This window comes from Bacillus oleivorans, from assembly GCF_900207585.1.
Lineage (GTDB): Bacteria > Bacillota > Bacilli > Bacillales > JC228 > Bacillus_BF > Bacillus_BF oleivorans.
In genome coordinates, this window is sequence record NZ_OAOP01000010.1 from 134,569 (window position 1) to 146,990 (window position 12,422).

Here is a 12,422-nt window from a genome sequence, read left to right on the forward strand (position 1 = left end):
ACATGAAGAAGTGCCCCAACTAATCCAAATCGTTGAAGCACTTGGAACACTTTTTAATCAGCAGTCTTTTGATTTTCCGACTTCTTTTGCTTTTGTTTCATCATGACGAGAGTTAATGGCTGATCAGAACCTGTTAACAGTTTATAGAAATAGGAAGAAGTCAGATTATAGCTATTCTCTATTTTATCAGCCAGATGGTTTGCCTGTTCAAAAAGTATAGAACGGAGATTGTTAATCTGTCTGAATGTTTTCTCAAGCAAAGCCTCTTGATTATCGAGCTGATTAATCACACGATTTTGGTTTTCATCTTGTTTAACCATTTGCTCAGTCATTTGTTTATTAAGCTCAACTAAATCGTGAATGTCTGATTGGATCAGCTGATTGGCTGCTTTATAAGAGTCCAGCTGATTAACAATTTCATGATTCGATTCGTTAATGATGTTAAGCTGTTCCATTACCTTTTGATTCACTTTTTGTTCATTTTCCATCATCTTTTGGAGCTCGAGATTGTCGTTATTTAATGTATTTATCCACTCTCTTGCCTGAGCTTGGAATTTTTCATGCTTCAAATCGCTTTCCTTTAACTCATGTAATTGTCCAGATAGTTCATTCCACTGTTTAGCTTGAGTTTTGGATTGTTTTTGATAAAGTTCACCAAGTTCTTGGATCGAGATTGCTAGATTTTCATTTATTTTCATTTGTTGATTTACCATCTCAGAAAAATAATCTATTTTTAAGTACCCTTGATTCGGTTCATCAATTTCCCCTCGATGCTTGAAAACATCCGGATGCTTACCGTTATTGATAAATAAGCCCATCTGGTTCACTCCCTTTGCCTATTTTGCTGCAATATCATATGCGTGATACAAGCTGTGGGGGACAAATGCGGATGAGATTGAAATGATGCAGCAATATAATGGTTTAATAAAACTAAAGAGAGGATGGTTTTATTGAAGAGCTTTTTACCTCTTTTTATTCTCCTCTGTTTGATAGCAGGATGCAGCTCCCAAATTTTGACCACTGAATCAAGCTCCACTTTGGAACAGCAAACACCGCTGAAATCAGTTGAAGACTTCGTTAAGAAATCCGCTTATATTGTTGAAGCAGAATATGAAGATAAAAGTCTATTTAGTGGAGACAGTCAGTTTGAATATAAATTTTCTGTAAAAAATCAGTATAAAGGAGAAATAACGGATGATTATTTTTATACACTGGGGTATGAAAATGAATTCGTCCCTGAAACAAGTTATATATTGTTTTTAGAGAGCTATGAGAGTTCTTTATATCCCCATATCCTGTATATCAATCAAGTCCAAGGGTATAACCTCACATTAGGTGAGAGTTTAGATCAGGCGCCTATTTTTAGAGGGCTTTCCCCAGAAGAGATTAAAGAACTCATTGAAAATTCAAGTCCATTATCCTTTCACGGGACTGAACCGAAAATTCCTGATTATGCAGAAAGTCCAAAGGCATTAATAGAAAATTCGGATGTCATTGTGATGCTCGAGATTGTTTCAGAAGAGCCGCACAATAAGTATGTAAGCTATGCAAGGGCAAAGAGATTACAATCCTATAAAGGGAAGTTAGACAAAGGGCCGTATCTACTGCCAAGTTCAATAGAGGCCGGCCAAAAAGTAATTGCATTTTTTAATAAAAATGGAGACCAATTCAATTTATCTACCCGTAAAGACAGTGTTTATTTTGAAAATGCAGCGGGATGGGATGAAATCCTGAGTCTCTTAAACAATTGATCTCTTTACTTTAATGGAGGACACTTATGATCTTATTTCAAAAAGAAAATCTATTAGTACGAATTCTTAAAACAGAAGACAATATGTTTTTAGCAAAATGGCTCTCAGATCCGCAAGTACTTCAATTCTATGAGGGCCGCGACAATCCTTTTACTTTAGAAGAGATTAATGAGAAATTTTACAATCGAGAAGATGAAGTAATGAAATGTATCGTTGAATATGAAGAGAAAGAAATTGGCTATATTCAGTTTTATCCAGTCGAGGCCGAAGAGAGACTAAAGTATGGGTACAGTGATAATCAGGAAGTCATTTATGGGACTGACCAATTTATTGGTGAGACTGATTTTTGGAATAAGGGAATCGGAACAAGATTAGTGCAGGCTATGATCGAGTATTTAGTTAAAGAGAAACGGGCCAGCAAGGTGGTTATGGATCCGCAAACATGGAATGAGAGAGCTATCGCTGTCTATGAAAAATGCGGGATGAGAAAAGTAAAACTTCTACCCAAAAACGAATGGCATGAAGGGGAGTATCGTGATTGCTGGTTGATGGAATACCATCCCGTTTGATACAACATTAGCGATTTACAGAGTCGAAGAGGAAAGGACGAATAAAGTGAGAACAAAAGAAGTGATAGATGAATTTGAATCGCTGGTCAGGACAACCGCATTCGTTATATACCTATATTTATGATTTTATTTGGCATGACAATCACCATCAGAAGCAAATCGAGGAGTATATATCAAAAACGAATAGTCTTTAATACTGGTATTTAAATAGGGGGAAAAATTATGTCTAAAAATGAATCAATCCAAACCATAGATGATGTCTTGAACATGTTAGACCATCTTATTAAAGAAAATTCTCGGTTTGAATGGGATGCTTTTTATACAAATCGTGAAAAAAACATTCCCTTTTTTGCGAATAAGCCTGATGAGAATTTAGTTGAATACTTTGATAGTGGGCAGCTGACAATTGGGAATGTATTAGAACTAGGGTGTGGTCCCGGTCGTAATGCTATTTATTTGGCTGAGAAAGGCTGCAAAGTGGATGCGCTTGATTTATCAGAAGAGGCTATTCAATGGGGAAATGAACGGGCAAAAGAAAAAGCAGTCAACGTGAATTTTATCTTAAAAAATATATTTGAGATGGAGATCGGGGAAAATTCGTATGATCTTGTCTATGATTCAGGCTGCTTCCATCATATTGCACCACATAGAAGAATCAGTTATTTGCAGCTATTACATAAAGCCATTGCACCAGGAGGTTATTTTGCGTTAACGTGTTTTATAGAAAATGGAGAATTCGGAGGGTCGACTATTTCAGACTGGGATGTGTATCGACATTTTAGCTTGCATGGCGGGCTTGGATTTACGGAGGATAAATTAAGAAATATATTCAAGGATTTTGAAGTGATTGAGATTCGCAGAATGAAAGATGTTGAACACTCAGCTTCTGTTTTCGGGACAAGTGGTTTATTAGCTGCTTTATTTCATAAAAAGTTATGATATTAAGAAAATACCTTAGTCTAATAGTAATTATTAGACTAAGGTAGAAATATTACAAGTAAGGAGTATGCAATTAAAAAAGCTTAATCATCATCGTCATCATCATCATCATCGACTTTAATAAAGTCTTCATGACGGAAGAACATTGAAGGGTCGTGGAATCTAAATTGTGCGTCTGTTCCTACAACACTTACTTCAACTTTTTCGGCTTTAAGATCTATATCTCCACTAATTGTTACTCTGTAAATATTTCCTGCTGTTACAGTAACAAACACATCACGGCATCTATCACTATTAATAAGGACAATTTCATTACAAATCAAAGTTTCTACTGTTTCAGCACTTGTTGCACATCTTGCACCAGGAGGAATTACTGGAGCGTTGGGACCAGGACATTCGTGAACTTCCACTCTGACTTCTTGGGTTTCATTGGTTGGGTTCTTTAAAACGATAATTAAAAAGTTTGGAGCAACACCAGGTGCTCCAAGAATATTGGCTGGTGCACGAAAGGGTCCAGTAGTAATTTCAGCCATATCCTTACCTCCTTTCTCGATATACAATAATATATGATTCTATATTTAAACGGAGTGGACAAAGTTATTGAATTGAGTACACATTTTTGCTCTTTTGAATACTTCTTAATACGTAAAAAGGTGATTTTATTGACTAGTATAAAGCCAAAAAGAATTCATATCATCGGTTCAGTTGGAAGCGGAAAAACAACGCTTGCCCGGCAGTTATCAAAGAGTCTGCAAATTCCTTTTTATGAACTGGATAATATCGTTTGGACTCGATCTAAACAGGGTGATATTCGAAACAGGCCGGACGTACGGGATCAAAAGCTTGCAGCTATCGTTCAGGGAAACGAATGGATAATAGAAGGGGTTCATCATACATGGGTTCAGGACAGCTTTAAGAAGGCTGATCTAATCATATTTCTTGATACATCGTTTTCAAAAAGGAAGTATAGAATTATTAAAAGATTCATTTTGCAGAAACTAAAAATGGAAAAGTCGAACTATAAGCCTTCCATAAAAATTTTTATTAAAATGTTTGAATGGAACCGCCATTTTGAACATATAAGCAAGCACGAAATTTTACATATATTAGAAGTCTATCAGGAAAAATTAAAGATAATAAAAGAGCCTATTGAACTTCTTACATATATTGATATGACTAGATAATTCGACAAAAGAGTTTGGTGCATCCAAGCTCTTTTTTCATTTGACTGAAAGCATAGTACTTGTCATAATATGGATAGAATTTAAATTTTCTGTAACTTAATCGAAAGTTGGGGATCATGCTTTGCTTTGGCAGATTGTGAAGAAAAAGCAAGTGAGTTATTTGTAAATAGCTACATTTCTTTTAGATCAATTCCTATCGTTTTTAACAATTTTTTGATAGCTATTGAAAGAAACCCTTTATCAGTATATTCTTTATGGAGAAGCAGAGATAGAAAGGGGAAACCAAATGCTTAAAGGGATATTTGTGAATTTGCTCGTCATCATATTACTTGTCTTAACCGGTTGTGCCAGTAAAGCAGTTGACCAGGTTAATAAACAGCAGCAGCCAGAGCAAGAAACTTCCCCAGATGTTCATGAAGATACGAGTGGACTCAGTGAACTCCCGACTTTTTTAGATGGTCAGCCTGAAAAAGTAATCAATACGTATGCGGCTGTTTCAAGATTCTTTGACCTTTTAGATCTAATTCCTGCTCAATGCGGAAGCGAAGAAACGGAATCCAGCAGCCTTGATTGCTTTGTATATAAAATAAATGAAGATGGAAGCGTAATTTGGACGGATAAAGCAACCAAATGTAAGACCTGTGTCGATATTGCATCCAAAGCAATCTATGATTTTACTAGGGGAAAATCGGTCGATGAGATAAAGGCTGAAATTAAAAGTACGTATAATAAATAAAAGAGATTAAGAAACTTTGGCCATAAACGATAGGTCCAAGTTCTTTTATTTAACAATCTTCTTTTATATAACTCTCCTTGCCCCAACTAAAACCTTTTTCCAATAAGGTTCTAAACTGGATACTTCAACTTTCCCGGCTTTCCTGTAAGTATGAAGAATTTGCCCGTTGCCCAAATATAAAGCCACATGTCCTATTTTTTCTATACCCTTCTTCTTTTTTCTTTTCTTTGTCGTAAAAAATAATAAATCTCCACGTTTTACATGATTTAATGGGATTGTTTTACCCGCCTGAAACTGTTGCCGTGAATTTCTTGGCAAACCGATTCCGTTCTTAAAGAAAATGAATTGCACAAAAGAACTGCAGTCAAAAGTACTGCTTTGAAAAGGCGGAGAATTGAATAAATATGGAGTGTCAAGGTATTTCAATCCTGTTTCTATAATAGATTCTGTCTTCATGATGTACAATCATCCTTTAGCTTGTATACCTCATCATATACAACCATTCATTTATTGGAGTGGACGAGCGTCAATGAAATTTACATTTTCTAAATTGGATGTTTTATCCATTTAAGAAAAATAGTATACTTTATGAAACATAGAGCTAAGGAGGATAGAAAGATGAAAATAAGAGATGCCGTAATAGAAGATGCCCCGCATTTGGTAAATCTGATAAAAGAGGTAGAGGAGTCTAATTTTATGCTATTTGGCCCTGGGGAAAGACAGACAACCGCTGAACAGTTACTACACAGGATCGAGTCGATGACACAGGATGAGACATCTACTATTATAGTAGGCGAAGCGGATGACCGAACCTTAGCAGGATATCTAATGGCGATTGGGGGAAATCCTACACGAGCGCGGCATAAGGTATATCTAGTGGTAGGAGTCTCTGGGAAATTTCGGGGAAAAGGGGTAGGGACGCAATTATTTTTAAGATTAGAAGAATGGTCACGGACTAAAAATATCCATAGACTTGAGCTAACCGTTCTAACACATAATGAAAGAGCCATATCCCTTTACAAGAAAATGGGATTTGAAATTGAGGGAACGAAGAGGGATTCTCTATTTATTGATGGAATATATCGTGATGAATATTATATGTCAAAACTTATAAGAGACTATTAGACAGATATAAAGTGTCATGCAAGTTAGAGGTTGCAAAAGGGATGGGGCATTTTATTCCTGAGGATTTTCCTGATTTATTCAAGATGCTATTGATTTTTATATATAAATAAAAAAAGGGAAGTCCACTAGAATTTATGATGGACCTCCCACTTTTTTATAGGAATACAAAGTAAATTACAGCCGCTAAAACAATTCGGTAAATCGCAAATGGTGTCAATTTAATTTTGTTAATCAGCTTAAGGAAAAAGCGGATTGAAACTATGGCGAACAAAAATGCACTGATGAATCCTGCGATGAAAAATGGCAGAGCATCGAGTGTAAAATACTGCCAGTTCTTTAATAGGGACAAGCCGCTGGCACCGGCCATAATTGGCACAGCCATGATAAAAGTAAAGTCAGAGGCAGCGCGGTGGCTTAATCCGACTAAGACCCCTCCAGAAATAGTAGCTCCAGATCTTGAAAATCCTGGCCATAATGAGAGACACTGAACAAGTCCCACTGTCAAAGCTTGTTTATAAGTGATTTGATCGACTGTATCAATTTTTGGTGTGTTTTTTGTGAATTTATCAGCGATAATCATGAAAATAGCACCGAGAACTAATCCTACTAACACCGTTCTAGTTGTAAATAAGTGTTCATCGATGAAATCTTCAAATAATACTCCAAGAACCCCAGCCGGAATTAAACCGATGATCACAGTGGTCAGTTTTAAGCGATTCTGGTTAACCGACTGTTTTTCTCTCCCGCTTTTTGTTAAACGATTTAAACCGAGCAAGTCCATAAATCGACTCCAAAATACGACGACAACTGCTAAGATGGAACCGAGCTGGATTACGACTTTAAAGGTGTTGGCTGGATATTGTCCTAAGAATTCTTTAGACTGCAGCCACATATCATCGACGATAATCATGTGTCCGGTTGATGATACTGGAGCAAATTCTGTAAGTCCTTCGACAAGCCCCAAAATAATGGCTTTCAGTAATGTTAGTAAATCCATTGTTAGATTCCCCTTGTTTAAAATTAAATGGTCCAGTTTATTAACGAAAAAAAGAAACTCGACCCTACAAATTTCATAACTCGTTTAAGTATACTATCATTTGCAAATTCACAAAAGGATTTTCCATGAAGGAAATTGAATTGGAAAAAGAGAATAGAAGAAGCCCGGACAAAAATGACTGCACCGGTTCTGTGCGTGAGGATATCTAAGAATTTCAATTGGTTGAACCTGACGGATGTTACTGGGCTTTTACTGAATCAGTTAACTTAGATTGAGAAGTTTAGTAAGTTTGGTACTTGAATTAAAGATTGTTTTCATTCTAATTGTTTTTTATTTCTCCTAATAAAAAGCCGATCGATAATAATTCAAATAGTATTAAATCTTTACCGTGTACTAAATTTTTCATGGATAGCGGTTCTTTACGAAAATAAGTAAACAGTTCGTTCATTACATGGTGTAATCGATCGTCCACATGAAATTGCTGATGATGGATTATTTCTTTAAGTGATTGAAACATGTGATTTAAAAGTTCATATTCTTTTTTTGTCAGATGAACGTTAGTGGATGGTAAATGGATTAAATTTTCGAACCGATTAACGATTTGTTTAAGGATATTAAATTTTTTCATTTCCTGATGATACTCATGGAGTTTTTCTCTCGTGGTGCGGTGGAACATCCACTCTTTCTTTTGGAAAGTAAACATGGTTTCTGTTTTTTCAATATTGCCTTGGATGTCCTGAAACAATTTGTTTGTTTCATGGTGCAGCTCTTGCAGATTAATGAGTTCTTGTCCTCTTTTTTCTAAAAGAATGCCTGTATTCCTAAAAAGCTCATGAAGTCTTGCTGAAATGGATTCTATATATTGGGGCGGCATTACAAAGACATTAACCAATGAGGACACAATGAGCCCAATACTAGTGGTTCCTAGCCTAATAAAAAATGAGGAAACATAATGGTCATGAATAGTAGGGATCATGGCTATACCTGTTAAAGTAGCCACAAGTGTTCCTGCATCTAGCCTAAGCTTTGTACATGTAAAAATAGTCAGTAGTGTTACAATTGCATATGTAATCGGCCGATCGTTCATAAGGTACCCGAATAATGCTGCATAGCCAGCTCCAATCGCAGAAGCGGGAAAACGGACAAATGCTTTTTTGATCGAATCAGCCGCAGTTGGTTCGATGGTGACAATGGCTGTTATAACAGCAAACATTGCGGGCCAGTGTAATAATTGACAAATAAGGGCCGTTAAAAATACAGCAATCCCTGTTTTCATAATTCTGCCGCCGATGACAAGTTTCATTTTATTCAAAGCAGTAACCTTCTTTAATATGTTTTCTTTTGGAATTATATAACAAAAGGACAGGAATAAAGAAATTTTGCGGGAAAATTGCAGTTTGTTTAGAAAAGAATCTCGGTTAAGTTCGGTAAAATGGATTTAAGTTCGGTTAAGTGAGTGCTGAGTTCAGTAAAACAAAAGTGAGTTCGGTTAAATGAGTGTCGAGTTCGATAAAATGGATTTAAGTTCGGTTAAGTGAGTGCTGAGTTCGGAAAAGCAGTTACTGAGTTCGGTTAAATGTCTGTCAGTTCGGTAAAACGAATTTGAGTTCTGTTAATTAGTTATAGAATTTGAAAAATAGCCTGATTTCGGTATTAAAATAGAGGGATTTCCAGGAGAAATAAATAACGTAACTTAATCTTTAACGCCTCCTGGTCAGAAAACAAAGATGAATGGATGATTTTATAATGAAAATCGAAGTACAACATAAAATTCCAAAAAAAATACTGACGCCAACAAGCGGGTTCTTGAATGGATACAGTCACTCGCTAAATCCTTATGCGGGCTGCGCATTTGCTTGCTCTTATTGCTATGTAAGGCAAAGTCCAGTTGGTCTCTTCCGAAAGCAAGAGTGGGGTACATGGGTCGATGTGAAACAAGAGGCAAGAGAATTGATTACAAAGGAAATTCGCAATTTAAGAAAGAGGAATAAGGAGATTACGATCTTTATGTCCTCTAGCACAGATCCTTATCAGCCTGTTGAGTATAAGGAACAAGTGACTCGAGCTCTGCTTGAAGCGATGGCGGAAACACCGCCTGATTTTTTGTTTGTTCAAACTAGAAGTCCGCTTGTCACGAGGGATTTGGATCTGTTTCTTCAATTAAAAGATCGAATTCGGATTAGCGTTACCGTTGAAACCGACTTGGAAGATATTCGTAAAAAATTCTCTCCGCAAGCACCTCCGATTCAGGCAAGGCTGAAAGCGCTGCAAGAATTAAAGGAATATCATTTGCCTACTCAAGCTGCCGTTGCCCCGGTATTACCTTTTTCGAATGATTTTCCTGCAAAATTGGCTCAAGTAACTGAACGTATTTGTTTAGATGATTATACAGGCGATGGCAGTCAAGGCAAACGCACAGAGAGACTCGGAATTAATGATATATATGAAAAAGACCAGTTGGAATATTGGTATAAAAATAGACCTAGTGAAAAGGCCTTAGAAAAAATGAGAACTTCTTTTAAACCGGACCAAATTTTAGTGGGGCAGAAAGGTTTTATGCCTTTTTAAAGACATAAAGAGGTCAAGTAAACTGAATTTACCCAACCTCCATCCTATTGCTTTGATTTTTTTGAAGCTTGAGGTTTTCCGCCTTTCCTTGACTTTGGATTGGTTTCATTAGCATGCTGTACAGCTTGTTCCAGCTTTTTCTTCATAAGTCTCCAACTCCTTTCAACGCCCTAGTTTTTCCTAATTGTAGCGATTTCATGAATAATTTAAATAAGGGGTAACGGAGACTATTATCAATAGAAATTAAATATTCTTGACGAAAATATATTACTAATATATAGTTACTTACATAAAGTAAGTATATTGATTTTTTATTAAAAGGAATAGGTGGGCTTAAATATGAAATTCCATCAAGCACCGACTATTTTTGTCGGCCAGGTACATTTGAAAGTTCAAAATTTGGATAGATCCGTTGCCTTCTATCAGCAAATTATTGGATTTAAAGTGCTAGAAAAAACCGAACATAAAGCAGTTTTTACCGCTGACGGAAAAACGCCGTTATTAATTGTGGAACAGCCTGAAAATGTTAAACCATTAAATCATCGGGATACAGGTCTTTATCACTTTGCGCTTTTATTGCCTAGCCGTCCCTTATTAGCGAAAGCTCTAATTCATTTAGCACAAAGTCAATATCCGCTGCAAGGGGCATCTGACCATTTCGTTAGTGAAGCTCTTTATTTAGCTGATCCAGATGGAAATGGCATTGAAATTTATGCAGACCGTCCAGCTGATACATGGGAATGGAATAACGGGGAAGTGAACATGGCTACTGTCGGATTAAATGTGCAGGATCTGCTGGCAGAAGACGACGGCACTCCTTGGCAAGGGCTGCCTGAAGCCACCGTAATGGGCCATATTCACCTGCAAGTTTCAGAATTAGCAAAGATAGAAGAATATTATGTGAAAGGACTAGGATTAGATGTTGTGACCAGATATGGCCGCCAGGCTCTCTTTATTTCTGATAATGGGTATCACCATCATATCGGTCTTAATACATGGAACAGTTTAGGCGGTAAAGCTCCCGCAGAGAATAGTGTCGGTTTATCTTGGTTTACACTTGTGTTTCCAAGCGAAGAAATCAGAAATCAAAAAATTGACCAGCTAAAGGCGATTAATGCACCGGTTCAAGAAGAAAACGGTAAATTCATAACCAATGATCCTTCAGGTAATACGATTTGGTTAGTCGTAAATTCTTGATTTATTATGTAAAATAGTAAGCTGCGACTCTTAGTTGGGTCGCTTTTTTTATGTAAAAAAAAGGAATTTGATGTCGAAATAGAGAATATGTTTGGGATAAACAAAGGGGGATTATTATGAGTTATATCAATAATATGAGAAAATACATAGGCAGGGAAACATTATTTACAGTCGGCTGCGGTGTGATTATTGAAGAGAACGACATGATATTGCTCCAACATCGGTCGGACGGGGATAATTGGTGTATTCCAGGCGGAATCATGGAAATCGGTGAAACGTTTGAAGAGTCAGCAAAGCGAGAAGTTCTAGAGGAAACTGGGTTAACAGTAACTAATTTAGAGCTGTTTGGCTTATATTCTGGAGAAAAGTGTTTTGCTGCTTATCCGAATGGAGATCGAGTTTTCAGTACACAAATTATTTTTTATACAAAAACATTTACAGGTACTTTAAAGGTAACGGATTTAGAAAGTAGGGAACATCGGTTTTTTAAAAGAAATGAACTGCCTGTCAATCTTAATCCTAGACAAAAGTGCTTTATTTTAGATTGGAATAACGGGGTGAAAACGCCAGTTATTAACTAGAAAGGAGTAATCTCATGAGTTTTTTAAATAAGGTTGTTATCGTTACGGGTGCGGCAAACGGGATTGGTAGAGGTGTGGCGCTAGAATATGTAAAGTCAGGAGCAAAAGTTGTTCTGGCTGATGTAAATGAGGAACAGGGAGTACAAACCTTAGCCGAGATTAGGAAATCATGGAGTGAAGTTCAATTTTTAAAAACCGATGTCAAAAAACCAGATGACATTGTGGAGCTAATGAATTTTACGAAACAAACATATGGCACGATTGATATTCTCATTAATAATGCCGGGAAGGGTCTATTTAAATCCCCATTTGATGTAACGGTCGAGGAATGGGAAGACGTTATACATACGAATCTAAGAAGTGTCTTTTTATGTTCGCGAGAAGCAGCGAAGGTAATGAAGGAAAACGAAGAAGGTGGATCGATTGTAAATATAGCTTCTACCCGAGCGATTATGTCAGAGCCTAATTCAGAGGGTTATGCTGCAACAAAAGGCGGAATTGTCGCCCTGACTCATGCATTAGCAGCTTCTTTTAGTAACTATAGAATTACGGTGAATGCTATATCTCCCGGATGGATTGAAACCGGTGAATACAGCAAATTGAGTAGTCTTGATCATGAACAGCATTTATCCAAAAGGGTTGGGAAACCTGACGATATTGCAAGAGCCTGTTTGTATTTGACTGCAATAGAAAATGACTTTGTGACAGGGGTCAACTTAGTAGTAGACGGCGGGATGACGAGGAAGATGATTTATGAGGAGTAGTTTTTGTTTTC

The 12,422-nt window shown here is 36.8% G+C and carries 15 protein-coding genes; 10 read left to right on the forward strand and 5 right to left on the reverse strand.

The genetic code is table 11. The features are described 5' to 3' along the window. Window positions 1-53: 53 nt before the first annotated feature. Window positions 54-818 (reverse strand): hypothetical protein, encoded by a 765-nt coding sequence (locus CRO56_RS18960; protein WP_097160188.1) that lies wholly within the window; start codon window positions 816-818, stop codon window positions 54-56. A gap of 195 nt (window positions 819-1,013) precedes the next feature. Between CRO56_RS18960 and CRO56_RS18965 the strand changes: the two genes are divergently transcribed. From CRO56_RS18965 to CRO56_RS18975, 3 genes are all read left to right on the forward strand, one after another. Continuing rightward, window positions 1,014-1,751: a hypothetical protein gene (locus CRO56_RS18965; RefSeq protein ID WP_097160189.1), complete on the forward strand. Its 738-nt coding sequence runs from the start codon at window positions 1,014-1,016 to the stop codon at window positions 1,749-1,751. Window positions 1,752-1,777: 26 nt separating this feature from the next. Continuing rightward, window positions 1,778-2,320, forward strand: coding sequence for a GNAT family N-acetyltransferase (locus tag CRO56_RS18970; RefSeq protein ID WP_097160190.1), 543 nt, complete (start codon window positions 1,778-1,780; stop codon window positions 2,318-2,320). Window positions 2,321-2,542: 222 nt separating this feature from the next. Further along, window positions 2,543-3,259, forward strand: a complete 717-nt coding sequence (locus CRO56_RS18975; RefSeq protein ID WP_097160191.1) for a class I SAM-dependent methyltransferase — start codon at window positions 2,543-2,545, stop codon at window positions 3,257-3,259. Window positions 3,260-3,342: 83 nt separating this feature from the next. Here CRO56_RS18975 and CRO56_RS18980 read toward each other — a convergent pair whose 3' ends face one another. Beyond that, window positions 3,343-3,792 carry a hypothetical protein gene (locus tag CRO56_RS18980; protein ID WP_097160192.1) on the reverse strand — a complete coding sequence of 150 codons (450 nt, stop codon included), beginning with the start codon at window positions 3,790-3,792 and terminating at the stop codon, window positions 3,343-3,345. 129 nt (window positions 3,793-3,921) lie between these two features. Between CRO56_RS18980 and CRO56_RS18985 the strand changes: the two genes are divergently transcribed. Both CRO56_RS18985 and CRO56_RS18990 read left to right on the forward strand, forming a co-directional pair. Next, window positions 3,922-4,443: an AAA family ATPase gene (locus CRO56_RS18985; RefSeq protein ID WP_097160193.1), complete on the forward strand. Its 522-nt coding sequence runs from the start codon at window positions 3,922-3,924 to the stop codon at window positions 4,441-4,443. 286 nt (window positions 4,444-4,729) lie between these two features. Continuing rightward, on the forward strand, window positions 4,730-5,179 hold the full coding sequence (locus CRO56_RS18990; RefSeq protein ID WP_097160194.1) for a PCYCGC motif-containing (lipo)protein: 450 nt from the start codon (window positions 4,730-4,732) through the stop codon (window positions 5,177-5,179). A 63-nt stretch (window positions 5,180-5,242) separates the two neighbouring features. Here CRO56_RS18990 and CRO56_RS18995 read toward each other — a convergent pair whose 3' ends face one another. Continuing rightward, window positions 5,243-5,635, reverse strand: a complete 393-nt coding sequence (locus CRO56_RS18995; protein WP_097160195.1) for a C40 family peptidase — start codon at window positions 5,633-5,635, stop codon at window positions 5,243-5,245. Window positions 5,636-5,797: 162 nt separating this feature from the next. Between CRO56_RS18995 and CRO56_RS19000 the strand changes: the two genes are divergently transcribed. Beyond that, the gene (locus CRO56_RS19000; protein WP_097160196.1) at window positions 5,798-6,304 is read left to right on the forward strand and encodes a GNAT family N-acetyltransferase; all 507 of its coding nucleotides are present in this window, start codon (window positions 5,798-5,800) and stop codon (window positions 6,302-6,304) included. Between the two features lie 154 nt (window positions 6,305-6,458). On the opposite strand, the gene CRO56_RS19005 is transcribed toward CRO56_RS19000, so the two are convergent. Beyond that, the gene (locus tag CRO56_RS19005) at window positions 6,459-7,301 is read right to left on the reverse strand and encodes an undecaprenyl-diphosphate phosphatase (RefSeq protein ID WP_097160197.1); all 843 of its coding nucleotides are present in this window, start codon (window positions 7,299-7,301) and stop codon (window positions 6,459-6,461) included. Between the two features lie 319 nt (window positions 7,302-7,620). Then, a complete protein-coding gene (locus CRO56_RS19010; RefSeq protein WP_245856006.1) occupies window positions 7,621-8,604 on the reverse strand; it encodes an aromatic acid exporter family protein in 984 nt (327 codons plus the stop codon). A gap of 443 nt (window positions 8,605-9,047) precedes the next feature. On the opposite strand from CRO56_RS19010, the gene CRO56_RS19015 reads away from it, so the two are divergent. The 4 genes from CRO56_RS19015 (at window position 9,048) to CRO56_RS19030 (ending at window position 12,411) form a co-directional block, all read left to right on the forward strand. Beyond that, complete coding sequence (locus CRO56_RS19015; protein WP_097160199.1) at window positions 9,048-9,869, forward strand: SPL family radical SAM protein; 822 nt, start codon at window positions 9,048-9,050, stop codon at window positions 9,867-9,869. Between the two features lie 339 nt (window positions 9,870-10,208). Further along, window positions 10,209-11,066, forward strand: a complete 858-nt coding sequence (locus CRO56_RS19020; RefSeq protein WP_097160200.1) for a VOC family protein — start codon at window positions 10,209-10,211, stop codon at window positions 11,064-11,066. 116 nt (window positions 11,067-11,182) lie between these two features. Then, on the forward strand, window positions 11,183-11,647 hold the full coding sequence (locus CRO56_RS19025) for an NUDIX hydrolase (RefSeq protein WP_097160201.1): 465 nt from the start codon (window positions 11,183-11,185) through the stop codon (window positions 11,645-11,647). 14 nt (window positions 11,648-11,661) lie between these two features. Next, complete coding sequence (locus CRO56_RS19030) at window positions 11,662-12,411, forward strand: glucose 1-dehydrogenase (RefSeq protein ID WP_097160202.1); 750 nt, start codon at window positions 11,662-11,664, stop codon at window positions 12,409-12,411. Window positions 12,412-12,422: the final 11 nt, after the last annotated feature.